We start from the raw sequence: 20,896 nt of genomic DNA, 5'->3' as shown, positions 1-20,896 counted from the left end.
GCTGTTGGATACGCTGAGCTGACGATGGCCCGGAGGGGACGCCCCCGATCGGGAGCGGTGGCCTTCGTTCAGCTCGTGCTTTGTCGAAGGAGTCCGCGTGAGCGTTCCGACCCCCGGTCGCGCCGGGGTGCCGTCGTGGCGGGCGCTGCGCAGTGCGCTGCCACGACCCCGACTGTCCGCCCTGCTCGACCGTGAGTCGGCGCTGACGATGGTCTTCGCGCCGGCCGGTTTCGGCAAACGCACGCTGGTCGCGTCGTGGCTGCATGCCGGCGGCACCCCCGACCGTTCCGTGCTGTGGGTGCCGCCGCTGCCGGACGATGCCACCGAGGACGAGGTCTGGGCCGTGGTCCTGGACTGTTGCCGGCGCGCCGGGCTCGCCGTGCCGGAAGCCACCGCGGGTCCGCGCGATCTTCTCGTCCGGGTCCTGGACTCGTCGGAGACACCGATCGTGCTGGTCCTGTCCGGGGTACCCGTCACGACCGGACGGACCCTCATCGCCCCGCTGCTCGATCTGCTCGACGAGTCCCACACCGTCGACGTGATCGCGTGCATGCAGGGCAGCACCTCCGCGCTGCTGAGCATCACCGCCCGCGGCATCGACTCCACGTTCGTCTCCGCCGACGACCTGGCGTTCACCCGGGAGGAAACCACCGAACTGTTCCACCGGCACGGGGTCACCCTGCACGATGCGGCGCTCGGCGACCTGCACAACGCGCTCGGCGGGGTGCCGGCGCTGGTGTCCGCCGCGGCCGCGGTCGTGCGCAACCGCCCGACCAGCCGTACCGGTCAGCACGGTCTGCCCGATCCGGGTGTGGCCGCGCTCCTCGACAAGTACGTCGACGAGCGTCTCGCGCGCCTCGGCCCCGAACATCGGGCGTTCGCGCTGTCGATCGCCGCCGCGAGCCGCATCACCCCGGAGGACGCCGTCACATTGACCGGGCGCCCGGACGCGGGCCGGCTCATGGTGCACCTCGAGACGGTCGGCCTGATGGTCGGCTCGTTCGGTGTCGACGCCCCCACCTGGTGGTGGCCGCCGGCCCTCCGTGAGCGGGTGATGGCCGTGTCCCGCCGGGAGAACCCCGGCCGTCTCGACGAGCTGCTGGCCCGGCTCGCCCGGTCCGAGATGGATGCGGACAGGCCCTCGGCGGCGGCGCTCTATGCAGCCGAATCCGGAAACTGGGCTCTCGCAGCGGAAATCGTCCGGCGTTCCTGGGTGGACATGGCCTCGAACCGGTTCGGTGAGCTCGTCCGGGTGATGCGGGCGCTGCCCGACGACGTGCTCGTCGACAATCCCGAGCTGCGGGCCGGGCGGGCCCTGGTCACCTCGATGATCGACGACCATCCGATCCTGGGGGAGCAACTCGTCGACGACCCCGCGACCCTCACGGATCCGGCCCGCCACACCGAAGCCGTCAACCACTTGTACGTGGCGACCGCGCAGACGATCGCGCTGCGCCGGGGCGGCCGCATCGCGGAGGCCGCGACGCGCACCCTGCAGTTCGAACCGCTCGTGTCGAGCATCACGGCCCGCCGGCCCGCCGCCTTCGGTGAACAGCTGCCGCTGTTGCGGATGCAGTGGGCCCTGACCTTGCAGCTCGCCGGGCACCTGCCCGAGGCGACGACCATCTTTCGGCGCGCCTACCAGAGTGGCGTGTCGTACGAACTGGGTTTCGTGGCACACCAATCCGCCGGGGGCTCGGCGCTGGGCTGGGCGCTGGCCGGCGACAACACCCGGGTCCGCGAATGGCTCGACCGGGCCCGCCGCTACGACAACGCCGGGTCGTGGTCCGGCGCAGCCAAGGTTTCCGGCCGGACGGCGGCGGTCCTGCAGCATCTCGATGTGCTCGACCTCGCCCCCGCGAAGGAAACGCTCGAACTCCTCGGCCGGCCGAGTGTGCGCGAAGAGCTGTGGGCGTTCGTCGCCTACGCCCACTCGCAGTACGCGCTGGCCACCCACGACGCCTACTCGGGTCTGACCTGGTTGCACCAGGCCATCGCTGCGCACAGTGACAAGCACTCGGCCGGTGCGTTCTCCCGGGTACTGCTCACCGCCGTCGAGGTGGACCTGCAACTCGCGCTCGGCAACGGCAATCTAGCTCGTGCGACGGTCGACGAGGAGCCGTCCAACCACCCGTTCCTGGTGGTGGCGGCCGCGCGCGTCGAACTGCTCACAGGTCACCCCGAGGTCGCGTCGAAACTGCTCAAACGAGTCTCCTGGACGGACTGCGGTTATCCGCGCGCCCACCTCGAGGCCCTGTTGCTCGAGGCTGCGGCCCAGGTCGATCGGGACGGGCACGACGACGCCGTGCGTGCCTGGAACCGCGCGTGCATGCTCTCCGTCCGGCTCGGCAATCGCCGCGCATTCACAACGCTGCCCCCGCGCTACGTCGAGACGCTGGTCGCGTGGAGCGGCACGGCGGTGCCGGGTGGACCGGTCGAGTCGATATTCGTCGACACCATCGCCCGGGTCGAGTTGTCGCCGCGGGAAGCGGGAGTGCTGGCGCTGCTCGCGCGCGGATCGACGCTCGGGGAGATCGCCAAGGAACTGTTCGTCTCCCCGAACACGGTGAAGACCCAGCTGCGCAGCATCTACCGCAAACTCGGTGTGCACACGCGCTACGAAGCGGTGGGCCGCGCGCGGGAGCTGCGGCTGCTTCCCACGACCGACCTGACCTGACCGTCGCGACGCGCCGATTGGCCGCGGCGGGCTGCGGGTATGCCCCGGTCCATGAGCGAGGAGACACAGCGCGAGGAGACACAGCGCGAGGAGACACAGGCGGCACCGTCCGGACTCCACGTGGTGGTGACCGGTGCGACGGGTAACGTGGGCACCGCCGTGGTACGGGCGCTCGGCGAGCAGGACGCCGTGAAATCGATACTCGGCGTTGCGCGCCGCGCCACCGAATGGACCGCTCCGAAGGCCCGGTTCGAGGCGGTCGACGTCGCGACCGCGGAGCTGGACTCCACGATGCGCGGCGCCGGCGCTCTGATCCATCTCGCGTGGCTGTTCCATCCCACGCACAAACCCGAGAAGACGTGGGAGAACAATGTCCTCGGCACGATCCGGACGCTCACCGCGGCGGCGGACGCGCAGGTTCCGGTGATCGTGGTCGCGTCGTCGGTGGGCGCCTACTCGCCGGGCCCGGAGGACGGGCACGCCGTCGACGAGTCGTGGCCGACCCACGGCTGGCCGGGCGCGGCGTATCCGCGGGAGAAGGCTTATCTCGAACGGTGGCTCGACGTGTTCGAACGCGACCACCCGCAGATCCGGGTCGTGCGGATGCGTCCCGGTTTCATCTTCCAGCGCGGCTCGGCGTCGGCGCAGCGCCGAATTTTCGGGGGCCCGTTCGTCCCCGGTTCGCTGGTGCGCGCGATCCCCGTGGTCCCCGACATGCCCGGTCTGAGCATGCAGATTCTGCACGCCGACGACGTCGCCGATGCCTACGTCCGGGCCGTGCTGCGACCGGTGCGCGGTCCCTTCAACCTCGCCGCCGAACCCCCGGTCGACGCCCACACCCTCGGTGATCTGCTCGGTGCCCGGGTCGTCCCGGTGCGTAGCGGTCTCGTCCGGTCCGCGGCGGCCGCCGCGTGGCACACCCACCTCGCCCCGGCCGAGCCCGGGCTGTTCGACACCGTCCTGCGGCTGCCGCTGATGGACTGTGCCCGGGCACGATCCGAGCTGGGCTGGTCACCGGCCCACTCCCCCGTCGAGGTTCTCCGGGAGTTCGTCGACGGACTGCGCTCCGGCGCCGGCCTGCCGACCCCGCCGCTGGCGCCGGACAGCGTGCGCGGCCGGATACAGGAACTGGCCACCGGTGTGGGAGCGCGACCCTGATCGGCGCGGCTACCTCCGACCGGCGGTGACCGTCTTCGGCGGTGTCGTGACCGCGAGGCGCTCGGCACGCAGATCCAGTGCCCACACGCCGACCGCGGTCACCGCCAGGGCGACACCGGCGATGCACGCCCCGGACCATCCGGCCGTCGTCCACGCGACGGTCCCCAGCGCCGAACCGGAGGCCCCACCGACGAAGTACGCCACCATGTACACGGAGTTCATGCGGGCCCGCGCCGCCGGATCCAGCGCGAAGACGACATTCTGGTTGGTGATGTGCACGCCCTGCACCGCGAGGTCGACGGCGACGAACCCGATCAGGAACCACGCGAGGCTGTGGCCACCGGCGGCGAGCGCAGCCCACGACACGACGAGCAGGACCACGGAGATCCCGGTCGTGAGGCGGGCGTATCCGCGATCCGCGGCCCTTCCCACGAAGCTTGCGGCGAGCGCACCGGCCGCCCCGGCGAGACCGACCAGGCCGATCTGCGCGTCGCCGAAACCGTAGGGTTCGCCGGCCAGCAGGAACGTCATCGTCGAGAACAGGGCCGCCAGCGATCCGAACGACACCGCGCCGAACAGCGCGCGGGTGCGCAGCCGCCGATGCGTGCGCGCGAGCGTGCCGAGCGACCGCAGCGTCGCCGCGTAGCCGGTCGAGGCGGTGGGCCGCGAGCTCGGCAGCTTCCGCCACAGCGCGACCGCGACGACGATGAGCGCGACCGCCCCCGCCCGGTACACGGTGGTCCAGCCCCCGAGTTCGGCGAGCAGCCCGGCGACGCTGCGCGCCGACAGGATCCCCAGCAGCAACCCGCTCATCACGGTGCCGATCGCCCGGCCGCTCCGTTCCGGTTCGGCGAGGGTCGCGGCGAACGGCACGAGCACCTGCGCGGCGACGGAGAACAGGCCGGTGACGGCGATACCGGCGGTGAGGACCCCGATGTTCGGGGCGAATCCGCTGGCCACCTGCCCGGCGGCCGCGAGGATCATCAGGCCGACGGCGAGTCGTCGCTTGTCGAGCATGTCCCCGAGCGGCACGAGGAACAGCAGGCCGAGCGCATAGGACACCTGGGCGACGGTGACGGTGAACGCGGCTGCCGAGTGCGAGGTGCCGAGGGCCGTGGCGATGGTGTCGAGCAGCGGCTGGTTGACGTAGTTCGCGCCCACACACAATCCGGTCGCCAGCGCCATGAGCAGCAGAACCGGGGTCGTCAGCGCGGGTCGCGGTGAAGCCATACCGATCAGGCTTCCGTGCCCCACCCGTGTCTGTCCAACCGGCCCGTCTGTTCAGTCCTTCCGCTGACGTTCCAGGACCTCGCCGATGATCCGGGCCGCGTCGGGAAACGCCCCCGGGTCGGGACCGGAGAAGTTCATCCGCAGGTGCGGGCCCGTGGGTTCGGCGGGAAACCATTCGTCGCCCGCGGTCACGACGACCCCCGCGGCCTCGCAGTCCCGGACGAGTGCGGTGACGTCGGTGTGCTCGGGCAGCCGCGCCCACAGGTTCAGCCCGCCCGCGGGCAGCGCGTCGAGGTGCAGCCCGGGTGCGTGCTCGCGCAGGGACCGGGCGAGCAGATCCCGGCGGGCGGCAAGTTGCGGCCGCAGGCCGCGCAGGTGGGTGCGCCATCCGGGTTGCGTGACGACGTCGACGGCGACCGCTTGGAGGACACCGCTGACGTACATCGACTGGGCCTGCACTTCGGCGAGGATGCGGTCGCGGGCGGGCCCCCGCGCGACGATCCCGGCGACCCGCACGGCCGGGGACACGCTCTTGGTCAGCGACCGGACGTAGACGACGTGCCCGCTGTCGTCACGCGTCGCGAGCGGCACCGGATCGGCGGTGATCCCGAAGTCGTGTGCCCAGTCGTCCTCGACGAGGAAGGCCCCGGCGTCGCGGACGAGGCGGAGGACGTCGTCGGCCAGGTCCGGCGACCACTGCGCGCCGGTGGGATTCGCGAAGTTCGGTTGCGCGTAGAAGACACGGGCTCCGGTGCGGTCGAATGCGCGGGCGAGTTCACCGAGGTCCGGGCCGCCGGCGCTACTGGGGACGGGCACGACCTGCACGCCGGCCTGCGCGGCCGCGACCATCGCGCCCCAGTAGGTGGGTGATTCCACGAGCAGCGGGTTGCCGGCTCCGACCAGCGCGTGGAATGCGGCGCTGAGCCCGCTCTGGCTGCCGGGGACGACGACGGTGTCGCTCGGCGTCGGGGGTGCCACACCGAGCGGGGTCTCCGCCCCGAGTTCGGTCGCGAACCAGGCCTGGAGTTCGGGGAGGCCCGCGGTCGGTGGGCGCCCGACGACGGCGTCGCTGCGGGCGACGCGACCGAAGGCACTTCGCACCAGCCGCTCCGGTAGCAGTTCGCGGTCGGGGTAGCCGGAGTGCAGCGCGATCACATCGTTCGGGAGGGTGCGGAGCGAGGCGGGCAGCCGCGGTACACGGCGGTCCGGCGAACCGAGCGCCGCGGTCTGCCACCCGTAGTCCCTGGGTCCCGCCACCCGGACGGCGCGGACGAAAGTGCCTACCCCGGGGCGGCTTTCCACCGATCCCTGCGCTTGGAGCGTCCGCAGCGCGGCCTGCACGGTGACCGGGCTGGCGCCGTACTTCGCGACGAGGGCGCGCGTCGACGGGAGTTTCGCGCCCGGCGGTGCGGTCGCGATCCAGCGCCGAAGATCGGACACGATCCGGGCACTACTGCTATCGTCGGACATGAGAGCCAATAGTAGCGCTACTACCGCGCACAGCCAGGTGCTATCGACCCCGAGAAGCGGTCTGGGATGGGGTCTGGCGGGTGTGGCCGCGTTCTCCCTCACCCTGCCGCTGACCCGGATCGCGGTGCACGACGGCGCGATGTCCGCGATCTTCGTCGGAATCGGGCGGGCGGTCGTCGCGGCCCTGCTCGCGGCCGCCGCACTGGCCCTCACTCGGCAGCGACGTCCCCGCGGCGCGCAGTGGATGCGGCTCGCGGTGGTCGCCGGCGGGGTCGTGATCGGGTTCCCTGTCCTCACCGCATACGCATTGACCACGACGTCCGCGACCCACGGTGCAGTGGTGATCGCGCTGCTCCCCGCGGCGACCGCGGTCGCCGCCGTGGTGCGGGGCCGGGACCGGCCGGCGCCGTCGTTCTGGGTCACCGCCGCCGTTTCCGCGACCGCCGCGGTGGCATTCGGCATGCTGCAGTCGGGTGAGTTCAGCGGATTGCATCCGGCCGACCTGCTGCTGCTCGCCGCCGTCGTCGCCGCCGCGATCGGCTACGCCGAAGGTGGCCTGCTGGCGCGCGAACTCGGTTCCTGGCAGACCATTTCGTGGGCGCTCGTGCTCAGCGCACCGGTCACGCTCGCCGTGACCGTGCTCGCCGTAGTCGACCACCGGCCCACGGGCACGGCCACCGAGTGGGCAGCGTTCGCCTATCTGGCCGCGGTGAGCATGTTCCTGGGCTTCTTCGCCTGGTACCGGGGTCTGGCGATCGGCCCGATGACGCGGGTGAGCCAGATCCAGCTCACCCAGCCGGTGATGACGATCTGCTGGGCCGCGGTGCTTCTCGGCGAACCGCCGACGGTGCCCGTCCTCGTCGGGGGTGCCGCCGTGATCCTGTGCGCGGCAACCACGGTCCGCAACCGGTCAGCGACGCGACGCCCCGATCAGTGCGAACCGGTCGTCGGGGTCGACCCATTCGTGGCGGACGACGAACCCGGCGTCGGTGAGTTCGCGGGCGATGCCGTCGAGCCGGAACTTCGCGGAGATCTCCGTGCGTAGCTGCTCACCCTCGTCGAAGGACACCTCGAGGTCCAGGCCGGGAATCTGCACCGTCATCGCCGCGGTGGCCTCGAGCCGCATCTCGATCCACTCGTTGTCCGCGTCCCACAGCGCCACGTGCCGGAAACGATCCGGTTCGAAGTTCGCCCCGAGCCGGTGATTGAGCACATGCAGCACGTTGCGGTCGAATTCGGCGGTGACGCCGGCCGCGTCGTCGTACGCGGGGACGACGATCTCCGGGTCGACGACGAGACCGACGCCGAGCAGCAGCCACTCCCCCTTGTCGAGGGTCGCGGCGAGTTCGGCCAGGAACTCCGCCCGCTCGGCCGGGACCAGGTTGCCGATGGTGCCCCCGAGAAACGCGATCATCCGCCGGCCCCCGTCGGGCAGATGGCTCAGCGAACCGGTGAAGTCCCCGACCACCCCGCGCACCGTGAGGTCGGGGTAGTCGGCGGACAGGCGGGCGACCGCGCCCTGCAGGGCGGACTCGGACACGTCCTGCGGGACGTAGGTGTGCAGGTAGGGGGCGAGCGCGTCGAGCAGCAACCGGGTCTTCTCCGACGATCCGGACCCCAGTTCGACGAGCAGCTCGGGCCGCATCGTGTCCGCGATGTCCGCCGAGAACGCTTTCAGCAGAGCACGTTCGGTGCGGGTCGGATAGTACTCGGGCAGCCGGGTGATCTGTTCGAACAGGTCCCCGCCGCGCTCGTCGTACAGCCAGGTCGGCGACAGCCACTTCGGGGTCGCGGTCAGGCCGCGGCGCGCGTCGGCCCGCAACGCCTCGTCGAGTTCGGCCGGGGTCAGATAGACGTCGACGGTCATACGCTCGGGACCTCCATGGGGGACACGATCAGGTGTCCCGGTCGGGCGCTGACCAGATGCCGGTCCGGCACCTGCTTCCAGCGCGGATCATCGTCGTACGGTTCCGAGGACACCACCGCGATGCGCTCGTCGACGAGCACCCACAGCGAGTGGTACCACGCGGTCGCCCACAGCCCGGAGCCGTTGCCCAGCAACAGGTTCAGACGAGAGTGCGGCGAAAGGTCGATCACGTCACGGACGAGCCGCATGAGCGCGGCCTCGGGCCTGTCGGTGCGCAGGCGCGATCGCAGCAGCATCCACAAAGTCGCGGCGTCGGTGGGCGATTCGAGCCGCAGCAGCTCCGATACCGGGAGCCGCTCCGCGAGCGACACGAGCGTCCCGGGCCACCCGACGACCCGCCCGTTGTGGCTGAACGCCCACCGGCCGTCCGTGAAGGGGGCGGCCGCCGACCGCTCCACCGGCATACCCTCGGTCGCGGATCGGAGCGCGGCGACCATCGCCCCGGTCCGGATCGAGGACAAGCCTTCGGTGACAAAGGGATCCGACCAGATCGGTTTCTCGCTCCGGTACCGGCCGGGGATGCCGTCGGCGGTCCACCAGGCCACTCCGAACCCGTCGGCGTTGACGGTGCCGCCGCCGCGCATGTCCTTCGGCGCCCACGACTGGCGGAACAGCGAGTGCGGACCGTAGGCGATCAGCGACCGGGCCGTGCGCACCGGGCCGAGGTAGCCCAGATGCCTACACATCCGCGACGTCCGGAGTGTCGGGAATATCTCGGGCACAACGGAATCCGGAGAAGATCTGGCGACGGATCGGATGGTCCCAGTTGCGGAAGGTCCCGCGGCACGCGACCGCGTCCGTACCGAACGAACCACCGCGCAGAACCCGGTAGTCGCCGCCGAAGAACACCTCGGAGTACTCGCGGTACGGGAACGCCACGAACCCCGGATAGGGTTCGAAACCCGACGACGTCCACTCCCACACGTCACCGATCAGTTGCTGCACCCCGAGCGGCGACGCCCCCGCCGGATACGCGCCGACGACCGCGGGCCCGAGGTGACGCTGCCCGAGGTTCGCATGCTCGGGGCCGGGATCGACGTCGCCCCACGGGTATCGGGTGCTGCGCTGCTCCACAGGGTTCCATCGCGCGGCCGTCTCCCACTCCACCTCCGTGGGCAGCCGCTTCCCGGCCCACCGTGCGTAGGCGTCGGCCTCGTGGAAACACACGTGGACGACCGGTTCGTCGGGATGCACCGGCACCATGACCCCGAATCGGCGGCGCCACCACGTGCCGTCGTGCTGCCGCGTCCAGAACTGCGGGGCCTCGAGACCCGCGCGGAGCCGGTGCTCCCAGCCGGTTTCGCTCCACAGCTCCGGGCGGTCGTATCCGCCGTCGGCCATGAACTCGAGATAGCGGCCGTTGGTGACGGGGAAGGTGTCGATGCGGAACGCAGGCACGTGCACGCGGTGCGCGGGCCGTTCGTTGTCGAGTGCTGCCGGATCGATGGACGTCCCGATCTCGACTTCGCAAGCCGGGACCGTGATCTCGTCCGCCTCGACCGGATGTCCGGTGCGCGGCGCCTCCGGGGCGAACAACACCGGTGGGCCCGAACGCAACTGGTGGGTCGCGAGCATCGTCTCGTCGTGCTGCTGTTCGTGCTGCGCGATCATCGAGTAGACGAATCCGTCGCGGGTGAGGTCGGTGTCGAATTCACACTTCTCCAACGATTCCGTCACCCGCGCCCGCACGTCGTCGGCGTACCGGCGGGCCTGTGCGGGATCGAGCAGCGGTAGACCGTTCCGGGTTGCCCGCGGATGACGGAACGCGTCGTACAGGTCGTCGATGTCGGGACGCTCGGCCTCCAGTCCGGCGGCCTCGCGCAGCAGCCAGCGTTCCTCCTGGTTCGCGATGTGCGCGAGGTCCCAGACGAGCGGGCTCATCAGCGGCGAATGCTGCGCCGTCAGTTCCGCGTCGTCGAGGTCGGTCAGCGCAGCCGTGCGGACACGGGCGCGGGCGAGATCCCGCATCACCTGTGCCCGCAGCGCGCTCACCGGCTCTGATCCTCCGGTCCGCGACCGCGGCAGCACCGGACCGCCGCGGCATCGAGCGCCGCCGTGAATCTCATGTCCGGCGACGCCTCCGCCGCTAGCGCCAGCAAACCGACTGCCGCAGCACGTATTTCGAGACTGGCGAGGCCATGCTGTGCGGCTTCCTCCCACCGGTCCGCGACCGGGGCCGCGATCGCCTCCGCCTCGTCCATCACCGCCCGGGATCTCAGCAGCGCCTCGATCGCCGCGACCGGGACCTGCCACAGATCCCCCGGTTGGGCATCGAGATAACGCACCTCGAAGTGCCCGCACGGCCGCACCGGCGGAAACAGCGTGGTGAGGTGATAGTCCAGGTCGTCGACGGTGGGGCGGCGACCCAGATCCCCGTCCAGGGAGCCGTCCAGCCAGTCCGCGAACGACGCGTCCGGTGGCGCATTCCAGTCGGGGCCGGACGATCGGACGCACAGCAGCGGCGCGTCGAGCGCCCACGCCGGATAGTCGGCGGGGTCGGACACCGGGGTGGTGCGTCCGGGGTCCAGGTTCAGCCACGTCCGCATGCGCTGCGACACCCAGCTGCCGTCCGGAACACCGTTGAGCGCAGGCGAACACGCGAACGCGGCGATCATTGCCGGCCCGATCGCGTGCAGGAGGTGCCAGCGGCGGCGCACTTCGTCGTCGTCCGCGCCGGCGTCGACACTGACCTGCACTGCGGCGGTGCTGTTCATCATCAGCCGCCCCATCGGTCCGATCCGGTCGAACCGCAGTTCCATCGCGCTGTAGCGCGGAGTGCGCAGCAACCGGTGCGGCGGCCGCACGCCGTCACCGGCGGAATCGAGCATGAGCAGCGACCGCCGGGCCAGCAGCGAGCGCAGCATCCGGGCATCCGCGACGAGACGGTCGCACACCTGCCGCGCCGACGCGCACGGCACGCTGGACAGTTCGACCTGGCCACCGGGTTCGAGGGTGACCACACTGCCCGACGGCAACGGTCGCGCCGACGACGTCGGAGCCACCGTCCGCGGGGCATGCGAACCGAGCGAATCGACGATCGACCGGAGTTCGGGACGGGCCGCCGTGCCGTCCGCACGGGCGGTGAGCCATTCCAGCTCCACCCCGATCAACCGCGGCGGCCCGAACCGGAAACTGCTGCGGCGAACGTGCGCCACCGCCTCGGCCCGCGACGTGAGGGCAGCGCGCGAGTACGCCGTGTTGATCGCAGTCGCCACTCGATCACCCTCTCTCGCCGCCGAGCCAGGACTGGGACGAGCCTAACGCGCCCGTTGCCGCAGCGCCGTGAGAACACCGGCCGCGACACGCGGTCCGGGGTTACATTCCAGGCGTACGGGCTGTCCGTACGGGACGCGGAAGAGGTGGTCGCACCGTGCTCGATCTCCAACGGGTTCGCCGGGACACCCCGGGCTGCTTCGACCGCGTATTCCTCGACAGCGCCGGTTCGTCGCTGCCCCCGACGCCCGTGCTCGACACCGTCGTCGCGCATCTGCGCCGCGAAGCCGAGGTCGGCGGCTACGTCGCCGCGAACGAGCGGCTCGACGCGCTGGACGCGGTGAAGACGTCGATCGGCCGGCTGCTCGACGTCGATCCCACGTCCGTCGCGCTCACCGACAGCGCGTCCCGCTCGTGGACGTCGTTCTTCTACGCGGTGCCGCTGCAGCCCGGCGACCGCATCCTGATCTCCCGCGTCGAATACGCCGCCAACGCGGTCGCCGCCCTGCAGCGCGCCCGCGCCACCGGCGCGACCGTCGAGCAGATCCCGTCCGGCCCCGACGGGCGCATCGACGTCGACGCACTCACCGCGATGCTCGACGAGCGCGTGAAGCTGGTGTCGCTCGTGCACGCCCCCACCAACGGCGGCCTGATCAACCCGGTGCGGGAGGTCGCGGACGCGGCGCACAAGGTCGGGGCGCTCGTGCTGCTCGACGCGTGCCAGTCCGTCGGGCAACTCCCGGTGAACGTGCCCGAACTCGACGTGGATGCACTGTCCGCGACCGGGCGCAAGTGGCTGCGCGGCCCGCGCGGCACCGGATTCCTCTACGTGCGGCCGCGGCTGATCGGTGAACTCGAGCCCGCCGTGCTGGACCTGCACAGCGCGCGGTGGTCGGGAGCCGACGAATACGAGATCGCACCCGACGCCACCCGCTTCGAACTGTGGGAGGCCGACGTCGCCGCGCGCCTGGGTCTCGGGGCTGCGGTCGACTACCTGCTCGACCTCGGGATCGACGCGGTCACCGAGGCCATCGCCTACCGCTCCGAACACCTGCGCGACGGCCTCGGCCGCATCCCCGGGGTCGAGGTCCGCGACCTCGGTGACCCGCGCAGCGGCATCGTCTCGTTCACCGTGGACGGTCGCGAACCCACGGCGGTCCGCGACGCGCTCGCCGAGCAGTCGATGACGGTGACCGTCAGTCATCGCAGCTCGACGCTGCTGGACATGACCGCGCGGACACTCGACGCGGTGGTGCGCGCGTCACCGCACTACTTCGTCTCCCCCGCCGACGTCGACCGATTCCTCGCCGCGGTGCGGAGCCTGTGACGGGATGGGGGCCGTTCGCTTTACCCCCGGCGATCCGGTAAAGTACTTCGAGTTGTCTCGGCGAGGGTGAACCGCGAAATCGCTGGCTCACCGTGATCGACGCGGCTGCGGCTCCGCTCGAGCGTTCCACGCTCCCGGCCCGCGCGCGTCCGGTCCCGCATCGTCGAGAAGACCGACCCAGTGAGAGCCACAAGCGTAGGAGCCGTTACATCATGTCCGACGAGAACCGTCTCGTAGCCGCCGTCCGCACCGAGTTCGGCAAGGGCGCTGCCCGCCGTGCCCGCCGTGACGGACAGGTCCCCGCCGTGCTGTACGGCCACGGCACCGAGCCCAAGCACCTCGCCCTCCCGGCCCGCGAGTTCGCGGCCGTGCTGCGCGCCCACGGCACCAACGCCGTGCTCACCCTCGAGGTCGACGGTTCCGAGGAGCTGGCGCTGACCAAGTCGGTCGTCGTGCACCCGATCCGCAACTACATCGAGCACGCCGACCTGCTGGTCGTCCAGAAGGGCGAGAAGGTCGTCGTCGAGGTGCCGCTGGTCATCACCGGTGAGGCCGCTTCCGGCACCCTCGTCGTCAACGAGGTCACCACCATCAAGCTCGAGGCCGAGGCCCTGCACATCCCCGAGCAGGTCGAGGTCTCCATCGAGGGCGCCGAGGCCGGCACCCAGATCCTCGCCGGTGGCGTCGAGCTGCCCAAGGGCGCGTCGCTGCAGGACGAGGCCGATCTGCTGCTCGTGAACATCGTCGTGGCTCCGTCCGCCGAGGCCCTCGAGGGCGAAGCGGCCGAGGGCGCCGAGGCCGAGGCTCCGGCCGAGGAGGCCTGAGCCACCCACGGCTCCACATGATTCGTTGCGGCGCGTCATCCCCCGCGGGATGGCGCGCCGCGCGCGTGTGACCGGTCGCCGCAACCGCCACCGGTCGGGAAGGAACACACGAACGTGAGCGAGGACACCGCGCTCGTCGTCGGGCTCGGCAATCCCGGGCCGAAGTACGAGAAGACCCGTCACAACATCGGTTTCATGGTGGCCGAGGTGCTCGCCGGGCGCGTGGGCGGTTCGTTCGGCGCGCACAAGCGCAGCAACTCGGACATCGTGCAGGCCCGCCTCGACGGCAGGCAGGTGATCATCGCGAAACCGCGCACCTACATGAACCTGTCGGGTGGCCCGGTCGCGGGACTGGCGAAGTTCTTCTCGGTCGACCCGGCGAACATCGTGGTGATCCACGACGAGCTGGATCTGGATTTCGGCACCATCCGGCTCAAGCTGGGCGGCGGCGAGAACGGGCACAACGGGTTGCGGTCGACGTCGAGTTCGCTGGGTACGAAGGACTATCTGCGGGTGCGGATGGGCATCGGCCGTCCCCCGGGCCGGCAGGATCCGGCCGATTTCGTGCTCAAGCCGTTCTCGACGACCGAGCGCAAGGAACTCGACGTGTTCTGCGAGGAGGGGGCGGACGCCGTCGAGCTGCTGCTGCGCCTGGGCCTCGAGGGCGCGCAGAACCGCATCCACTGACCGCTGCCCCTCGTGCGCGTTTCCGGTAGCGGGCGCTACCGGAAACGCGCACGGGTCAGCGGGCCAGGAGGGCGGCCGAGCTGCCGCGCCGCAGCTTGCCGGACGAGGTCTTCGGGATGCTGCCCGGGCCGAGCACCGCGACCGTCCGGGGCCGCACCCCGACCTCGGCGACGACGGCGTGCACCACCTCGTGTTCGATGCGGCGAATCTCGGCGGGGTCGTCGATCCGGTTGGTTTCGACTGCGACCGCGAAGGATTCGCGTTTGTCGCCGGCGTCGAGACGGATCGCGACGGCGTTCCCGGGCCGCACCCCGTCGACACTGCACGCGGCGCGTTCGATGTCGGTCGGATACACGTTGCGGCCGCCCATGATGATGACGTCCTTGACCCGGCCGCACACCACCACGCGACCTTCCTCGGTGAAGTAGCCGACGTCGCCGGTGTCGAACCAGCCGTCGGCGTCCTGCGCCGGGACCGGCCCCTCCACGGTGAGATAACCCGAGGTCACGGCCTTGCCGCGCAGCTGGATGATGCCGACACCGCGCGGGGGCAGCACCTGCCCGTCGCGCCCGACGACCCGCCCCTCGAGCCCGGGGACGAGATGACCGAGCGTGGCCAGCCGCCGCCCGTTCGGCCGGATGGTGGGCACGGCGATGCCGCCGGCTTCGAGCAGATCCGGGTCGACGATGTCGAGGACCTGCCCGTGCCCCGGGTCCGGGACCGACACCGCCAGGGTCGTCTCGGCCATGCCGTAGACGGGGGCCAGGGCCATCGGGTCCAGCCCGAAACGCGCACCGGCCTCGGCCAGCGCGATCATGGTGTCGGGGTCGACGGGTTCGGCGCCGTTCCACATCCACCGCATCGACGACAGGTCGACGACGCCGTCCGGTGCCTGCGCGAGTTTGCGGGCGAGCAGTGAGTACGCGAAATTCGGTGCGGCCGTGACTGTTCCGTGGTACTTGCCGATCAGCTGCGCCCACAGCAGCGGGGCCTTGAGGAACTCCAGCGGTGTCACCGACACGACCTCCGCGCCGACCTGCATGGGCACGCTGAGGAACCCGACCATGCCCATGTCGTGGAACAGTGGCAGCCAGCTGATCATCACGTCGTCGTCGAGGGAGTACTTGATGCGGTCGATCATCGCGTACGCGTTGACATAGAAGTTCTCGTGCGAGATCAGCACGGCCTTCGGCGATCCGGTCGATCCGGACGTCAACTGCTGCAACGCGATATCCGATTCGGCGGTGTCGACCGGGTCGATCGGCGAACCCGCCCGCATCTGCGCGACCGTCACGACGCGGATGCCGCGTTCGCGCAGCACGGGTTCGGCCGGGTCGAACGGCGCCCCGAGCACCACCACCTGCGCGTCGATCATGTGGACGACCGTCTCGGTGTCGCGCGCCCACGCGGCCAGGTCGGTGCGCGGCGTCGGCTGGTGCAGCATGGTGACGCTGCCGCCCCGCATCCAGACGGCCTGACACACCGGGGCGATGTCGACGGGATTGCCTGCCAGCACACCGACGGCGGCACCGTGCCCGATACCGGCCGCGGCCAGCGCCCCGGCCATGCAGCGGGCCTGCCGGTGGATCTCGCCCCAGGTCTGCCGCAGCGGCTCGTCCGGCTCCCCGGTGATCAGCCCACGGCGTGTGCTCTCCGCCGTCGCGTACATCTCGTCGGTGAATCTGCTCACGGGCACTCCTCGATCCGGTGGCTCTGCGGTCCAGAGTCCCCGCGCCGGGACCGATGGGGAAAGGCATCCCGGCAAACGTGACCGAATCTCACGGAAATCGACATCGAATCGCCGAGTAACATGGAGAAGTTGCCTGCGATACCCGCACCCCCACCCCCGTTTCGAGAGGTCAGTTCCGCGTTGAGTACCCCGCCCGCCTCGGCCACCGGCGATACCGGCACCGCCATCAGCGACTCCGGCACAGCCGCCCTGTCCAAGGAAGTGCGCGCGGAGGCCGCTCGGCGCCGCACGTTCGCCGTCATCTCCCATCCGGACGCCGGTAAGTCCACGCTCACCGAGGCGCTGGCGCTGCACGCGAAGGTGATCTCCGAGGCCGGCGCCGTGCACGGCAAGGCCGGCCGCAAGTCGACCGTCTCGGACTGGATGGAGATGGAGAAGGCCCGCGGCATCTCGGTCAGCTCCACCGCACTGCAGTTCAACTACCGCTCGAGCGAGTCCACCGCCGACGAGGACGACCCGGGCAACGTCATCAACCTCGTCGACACCCCCGGCCACTCGGATTTCTCCGAGGACACCTACCGCGTGCTCACCGCCGTCGACGCCGCGGTCATGCTCATCGACGCCGCGAAGGGCCTCGAGCCGCAGACGCTGAAGCTGTTCCAGGTGTGCCGCCACCGCGGCATCCCGGTGATCACCGTGATCAACAAGTGGGACCGTCCCGGTCGCGCACCGCTCGAACTGCTCGACGAGATCGACGAGCGGATCGGCCTGACGCCGACCCCGCTGTTCTGGCCCGTCGGCATCGCCGGCGACTTCCGCGGCCTGCTGCGGCGCGGTGAGGACGGCGCGGCCGAGGAGTACATCAAGTTCACCCGCACCGCGGGCGGCGCGAAGATCGCCCCCGAGGAGCACCTGGACCCCGACGCCGCGCTGGAGCGCGAAGGCGACGCGTGGGCCGAGGCCGCGGAGGAATCGGAACTGCTGTCGGCGAGCGGTCAGGACCACGACCAGGAACTGTTCCTCGCCGGCCAAACGTCGCCGGTGATCTTCGCGTCGGCGATGCTGAACTTCGGCGTGCGGCAGATCCTCGACACCCTCGTCGCGCTGGCTCCGCCGCCGCGCGCCCGCCTCGACATCGACGACAATCCCCGCAACGTCGACGACCCGTTCAGCGCGGTCGTGTTCAAGGTGCAGGCCGGCATGGACACCGCGCACCGCGACCGCCTCGCGTTCATGCGCGTGGTCTCCGGGGTGTTCGAGCGCGGCATGGTCGTCACCCACGCCCAGACCGGCAAGCCGTTCACCACCAAGTACGCGTTGACGGTGTTCGGCCGCGAACGGTCCACGGTCGAGGCCGCCTATCCGGGCGACGTGGTGGGTCTGGTCAACGCGACCGCCCTGGCGCCCGGACACACTCTGTTCGTGGACCGGAAGGTCGAGTTCCCGCCGATCCCGTCGTTCGCGCCGGAGCACTTCGCGGTCCTGCGGGTCGACGCCGCGTCGAAGTACAAGCAGTTCCGCAAGGCCGTCGACCAGCTCGACTCCGAAGGCGTCGTGCAGATCCTGCGCAACGACGTGCGCGGAGACGCCTCGCCGGTGATGGCGGCCGTCGGCCCCATGCAGTTCGAGGTCGTCTCGGCGCGGATGAAAGCCGAGTACAACGTCGAACCGCGGATCGAACCGCTCGGCTACGCGCTGGCCCGCCGCACCGACGCCGCCTCGCGGGACGAACTGAACCGGCAGCGCGGCGTCGAGGTGTTCACCCGGTCCGACGGGGTGCTGCTTGCGCTGGTCAGCGACAAGTGGCGGCTGCAGTACATCCGGAAGGAACTGCCGGATCTGACGCTGGAGCCGCTGGTCGCCACCACCGACTGAGGTTGTTGCAGCGGTAGTGCATGTGACTCCGATTACTGGTATTTTCCTGCCGTCGAGCTGACGCTGGCTCGGGGGATTTTCAGGAGCTGTGGATGAACGACGACACCTCGGCCGTCGGGCCGGGCGGGAGACCCGCGCGCGCCCGCACCGGTTCCGTCAAGCGGAACGATTCGCCGAAGCGCTCGGGGACCTTCATCTATCCGCTGCCCAGCACGCCGCTCCCGAGCAGCACCCCGATGACGAGCAGCCCCGGCCCGCACGCCGAGGTCAGTCATGCATCCGATCGCAACCCGGCCGGCGGGGTGGGCGCCGGCACCACTACGGAAGGGACATCCCCGGTGAGCAGCACCAGCACGAACGGCACGAGCAGCAACGGCATCGGCGCAACGCCGGCCACCACGACCGAACTCGGCAGCCTGCCGACGGGCGGGCCGGCGGTCGGCCCGGCACGCCGCAACTCGATGGGGCAGGCGTCGGTACGGATCGCCGCGCGGCTCGCGCACGGCGAGCTGGCCACCCGGACCCACCGCAGTCACGCCTCGGACCCGACCGTCGACAACGACGAACTGCTGAGCCTGCTCGGTGAGTACCTGCTCGCCGGTGGTCTCGAGAAGCCGGAGATCCATGCCACCCTCGGCGGGCAGCCGATCGTCGTGGACCTGCAGGCACCGCAGCGCCCCACGCGCTGAACGAACTCCCGCCTCCGGGTGGCTGAATCGACTCCTGCCTCCGGGTGACGGAGGCAGTCACCCGGGGGTCAGTCCTCGAAGAGCGCGGCGATCCTCGCGGGGTCGATGTCTTCGATGGTCTTCGGCGACCACGACGGGTTGCGGTCCTTGTCGACGAGCACGGCCCGCACCCCCTCCGCGAAGTCCGGTTCGCCGCAGATCCGGACGGCGACGTCGAGCTCCCGCGCGAAGCATTCGCTCAGGGTGCTCTCGGCGCCGCGGCGCAGAAGTTCGGCGGTTGCGTACAGGCTCGTCGGCGACAGCGCCCGCAGCGCGTCGCGGGTCTGCATGGCCCAGGCGGGGTCACCGAGCGTGTCGTCGTCGAGTCGCGTAACGATGTCGGCGACGGTGCCGTCGCCGAATACCTGCTCGATGTCGGTGAACCGGTCGGCGAGCTCCGACTCGGGGGCCGGCTCGGCGAACTCGTCGAGAGCGTCCTGCCATTCGCCCGCGCGGATGCGGTCGGCGAGCGCACCGATGCGGTCGCTGGGCACGAAGTGCGTGGCCAACCCGACCGCGAGGGCGTCTCCGGCGGACACGCGGGCGCCGCTCAATCCCAGGTACATGCCGACGGCGTCGCAACGTGCCGTGGTTCCGCGCAGCCGCGGAAGGAAGTGGCTCGCGCCGACGTCGGGGATGAATCCGATCGCGGTCTCGGGCATCGCGAGCATCGCGTTCTCCGACACCACCCGCACCGCGCCGTGGACGGAGATGCCCAGCCCGCCGCCCATGGTGACGCCGTCGAGCAGCGCCAGGTACGGCTTGGGGTAGGTGGCGACGAGCTCGTCCAGCCGGTACTCCTCGGCGAAGTACGCCCGGACCCGATCGGTGTCGCCGGCCAGCGCCGCGTCCCGCACCGACTTGATGTCCCCACCCGCACAGAACGCGCGGTCGGAGGCGCTGGTCACCAGTACCGCCGTGACCTGCGGGTCGTCGCGCCACTCCGACAGCGGCGCGTACAGGTCACGGATCATCGAACTGTCCAGGGCGTTGAGCGCCGAGGGCCGATCGAGCACCACCTCGCCGACGCCGTTGGCGACGCGGGCACGAATGAAGGACGACTCTGTCACGGGCGGGAGCCTACCGGGCGAGGTCGTCACCGGCCGGACACACGGTGTTCGCGCGCTACGGGGTGTCGCCGGTGGGGTTGCCCGTGACCGGACCGACGAGCAGCCAGCGGTGCCCGAACGGGTCGAGCAGCGTCGCGTTGCGGTTGCCGTGGCTTTCGGTGATCCAGCGTTCGACGGTGCCGCCGGCGCCGCGGGCACGGGCCAGGACGGCATCGGTGTCGTCGACCGGCAGCATCAGGCTCACCGACGTCGAACCCGCCTCGGCGGCGGTCAGCCCCATCTCCGGGAACTCCTCGGCGACATACACCATGCCGGTGGGGAAGATCAGTTCCGCATGACCGATCCGGCCGTCGTCCATCACGACCGGGTCACCTGCGAGCTGCGCATCGAAAACCTTTGTGTACCAGTCGATTGCCGTGCGAGCCTCGGAGACCGTGAGATACGGCAACGCTCCCGGTCTCGGGAAGTCGATCCCGTCGAACGTCATGATGCGCGCGGAACCTCCAGCAGATCCCAGCGGTTGGAGGTGAGCCGGAAACTCGGCAGGTCGTCGAGGGAAACGACTGTCTCCCAGTTCCGTTCGTAGGAGGTGTGCGAGATGCGCCATTTCCCGTCGTCGCACAGCGCGTACCGGTCGTGGTAGTACGCGGAACCGCGCAGCAGCATCCCGTCCTCGGGCACGACGACGGTGTCCGCGAGCAGCCACACCCCGGTGGCGGTCTTCCCGTCGGGGGCGACGTCGATCTCGGGGTGGCTGCAGTGGTGCTCGGTGACGACGTGGGCGCCGAGCGTGTTCGCGAGAAAACCCACGAACGCGTCCCGGGATTCGAAACTGAGATGCTCGCCGTAGACGGCGGTGGCCTCCGGAGTCAGTGTGTCCGCGAACTCGACCCATTCCTTGGTGTCGAGCGCGCGAGCATAGCGGTACTTGACCCGCTCGATCGCACTGACGGCCTCCCGATCCATCGCCGACCTCCCGAGCCCGTACGACCTTTTGGTACCTGACAGCCAGGCTATCCC

17 protein-coding genes and 1 pseudogene are annotated in these 20,896 nt (G+C 70.6%); 8 read left to right on the top strand and 10 right to left on the bottom strand.

What is annotated here, in order from left to right:
• The first annotated feature begins 97 nt into the window (after positions 1 to 97).
• Entirely contained in the window at positions 98 to 2,677 is a 2,580-nt protein-coding gene (locus M1M07_RS16780; RefSeq protein ID WP_248674940.1) for a LuxR C-terminal-related transcriptional regulator, read from the top strand.
• A 51-nt stretch (positions 2,678 to 2,728) separates the two neighbouring features.
• Entirely contained in the window at positions 2,729 to 3,835 is a 1,107-nt protein-coding gene (locus tag M1M07_RS16775) for an NAD-dependent epimerase/dehydratase family protein (protein WP_248674939.1), read from the top strand.
• A 9-nt stretch (positions 3,836 to 3,844) separates the two neighbouring features.
• Here M1M07_RS16775 and M1M07_RS16770 read toward each other — a convergent pair whose 3' ends face one another.
• Together M1M07_RS16770 and M1M07_RS16765 are read right to left on the bottom strand one after the other, a co-directional pair.
• Positions 3,845 to 5,065 (bottom strand): MFS transporter, encoded by a 1,221-nt coding sequence (locus tag M1M07_RS16770; RefSeq protein WP_248674938.1) that lies wholly within the window; start codon positions 5,063 to 5,065, stop codon positions 3,845 to 3,847.
• Between the two features lie 51 nt (positions 5,066 to 5,116).
• On the bottom strand, positions 5,117 to 6,535 hold the full coding sequence (locus M1M07_RS16765) for a PLP-dependent aminotransferase family protein (RefSeq protein WP_248674937.1): 1,419 nt from the start codon (positions 6,533 to 6,535) through the stop codon (positions 5,117 to 5,119).
• Here M1M07_RS16765 and M1M07_RS16760 point away from each other — a divergent pair.
• A pseudogene (locus M1M07_RS16760) lies at positions 6,534 to 7,445 on the top strand (DMT family transporter); the annotation flags it as partial. The gene M1M07_RS16765 and the pseudogene M1M07_RS16760 overlap by 2 nt on opposite strands.
• Here M1M07_RS16760 and egtD read toward each other — a convergent pair.
• From egtD to egtA, 4 genes are read right to left on the bottom strand one after another with little or no spacing between them, the layout of a single operon-like run.
• On the bottom strand, positions 7,446 to 8,402 hold the full coding sequence (gene egtD, locus M1M07_RS16755) for an L-histidine N(alpha)-methyltransferase (RefSeq protein ID WP_197253044.1): 957 nt from the start codon (positions 8,400 to 8,402) through the stop codon (positions 7,446 to 7,448).
• A complete protein-coding gene (gene egtC, locus M1M07_RS16750; RefSeq protein ID WP_248674936.1) occupies positions 8,399 to 9,148 on the bottom strand; it encodes an ergothioneine biosynthesis protein EgtC in 750 nt (249 codons plus the stop codon). The genes egtD and egtC overlap by 4 nt, the downstream gene beginning before the upstream one ends.
• Complete coding sequence (gene egtB / locus M1M07_RS16745) at positions 9,141 to 10,430, bottom strand: ergothioneine biosynthesis protein EgtB (RefSeq protein WP_248674954.1); 1,290 nt, start codon at positions 10,428 to 10,430, stop codon at positions 9,141 to 9,143. Before egtB ends, egtC begins: the two co-directional genes overlap by 8 nt.
• Before the next feature lie 20 nt (positions 10,431 to 10,450).
• Positions 10,451 to 11,665 carry an ergothioneine biosynthesis glutamate--cysteine ligase EgtA gene (gene egtA, locus M1M07_RS16740; RefSeq protein WP_248674953.1) on the bottom strand — a complete coding sequence of 405 codons (1,215 nt, stop codon included), beginning with the start codon at positions 11,663 to 11,665 and terminating at the stop codon, positions 10,451 to 10,453.
• Between the two features lie 167 nt (positions 11,666 to 11,832).
• On the opposite strand from egtA, the gene M1M07_RS16735 reads away from it, so the two are divergent.
• From M1M07_RS16735 to pth, 3 genes are all read left to right on the top strand, one after another.
• Positions 11,833 to 13,002 (top strand): aminotransferase class V-fold PLP-dependent enzyme, encoded by a 1,170-nt coding sequence (locus M1M07_RS16735; protein ID WP_248674935.1) that lies wholly within the window; start codon positions 11,833 to 11,835, stop codon positions 13,000 to 13,002.
• 212 nt (positions 13,003 to 13,214) lie between these two features.
• On the top strand, positions 13,215 to 13,826 hold the full coding sequence (locus M1M07_RS16730; protein ID WP_197253047.1) for a 50S ribosomal protein L25/general stress protein Ctc: 612 nt from the start codon (positions 13,215 to 13,217) through the stop codon (positions 13,824 to 13,826).
• Between the two features lie 114 nt (positions 13,827 to 13,940).
• Positions 13,941 to 14,513 (top strand): aminoacyl-tRNA hydrolase, encoded by a 573-nt coding sequence (gene pth / locus M1M07_RS16725; RefSeq protein WP_248674934.1) that lies wholly within the window; start codon positions 13,941 to 13,943, stop codon positions 14,511 to 14,513.
• A gap of 55 nt (positions 14,514 to 14,568) precedes the next feature.
• On the opposite strand, the gene M1M07_RS16720 is transcribed toward pth, so the two are convergent.
• Positions 14,569 to 16,203 carry a fatty acyl-AMP ligase gene (locus tag M1M07_RS16720; protein ID WP_248674933.1) on the bottom strand — a complete coding sequence of 545 codons (1,635 nt, stop codon included), beginning with the start codon at positions 16,201 to 16,203 and terminating at the stop codon, positions 14,569 to 14,571.
• A gap of 180 nt (positions 16,204 to 16,383) precedes the next feature.
• Here M1M07_RS16720 and M1M07_RS16715 point away from each other — a divergent pair, with 180 nt between their 5' ends.
• Both M1M07_RS16715 and M1M07_RS16710 read left to right on the top strand, forming a co-directional pair.
• On the top strand, positions 16,384 to 18,078 hold the full coding sequence (locus M1M07_RS16715) for a peptide chain release factor 3 (protein ID WP_248674932.1): 1,695 nt from the start codon (positions 16,384 to 16,386) through the stop codon (positions 18,076 to 18,078).
• A gap of 92 nt (positions 18,079 to 18,170) precedes the next feature.
• Positions 18,171 to 18,767, top strand: a complete 597-nt coding sequence (locus M1M07_RS16710) for a hypothetical protein (protein ID WP_248674931.1) — start codon at positions 18,171 to 18,173, stop codon at positions 18,765 to 18,767.
• A 68-nt stretch (positions 18,768 to 18,835) separates the two neighbouring features.
• On the opposite strand, the gene M1M07_RS16705 is transcribed toward M1M07_RS16710, so the two are convergent.
• The 3 genes from M1M07_RS16705 to M1M07_RS16695 are packed head-to-tail and all read right to left on the bottom strand — an operon-like array spanning position 18,836 to position 20,842.
• Positions 18,836 to 19,876, bottom strand: a complete 1,041-nt coding sequence (locus M1M07_RS16705; RefSeq protein WP_248674930.1) for an enoyl-CoA hydratase/isomerase family protein — start codon at positions 19,874 to 19,876, stop codon at positions 18,836 to 18,838.
• Between the two features lie 55 nt (positions 19,877 to 19,931).
• On the bottom strand, positions 19,932 to 20,363 hold the full coding sequence (locus M1M07_RS16700) for a glyoxalase/bleomycin resistance/extradiol dioxygenase family protein (protein ID WP_197250957.1): 432 nt from the start codon (positions 20,361 to 20,363) through the stop codon (positions 19,932 to 19,934).
• Positions 20,360 to 20,842: a nuclear transport factor 2 family protein gene (locus tag M1M07_RS16695; protein WP_197250956.1), complete on the bottom strand. Its 483-nt coding sequence runs from the start codon at positions 20,840 to 20,842 to the stop codon at positions 20,360 to 20,362. The genes M1M07_RS16700 and M1M07_RS16695 overlap by 4 nt, the downstream gene beginning before the upstream one ends.
• Positions 20,843 to 20,896: the final 54 nt, after the last annotated feature.

It is taken from the genome of Rhodococcus sp. HM1, assembly GCF_023218075.1.
Classification (GTDB): domain Bacteria; phylum Actinomycetota; class Actinomycetes; order Mycobacteriales; family Mycobacteriaceae; genus Rhodococcus.
The sequence above is the reverse complement of the archived record's forward strand: the minus strand, read 5'-3'. Positions and strand labels throughout refer to the sequence as shown.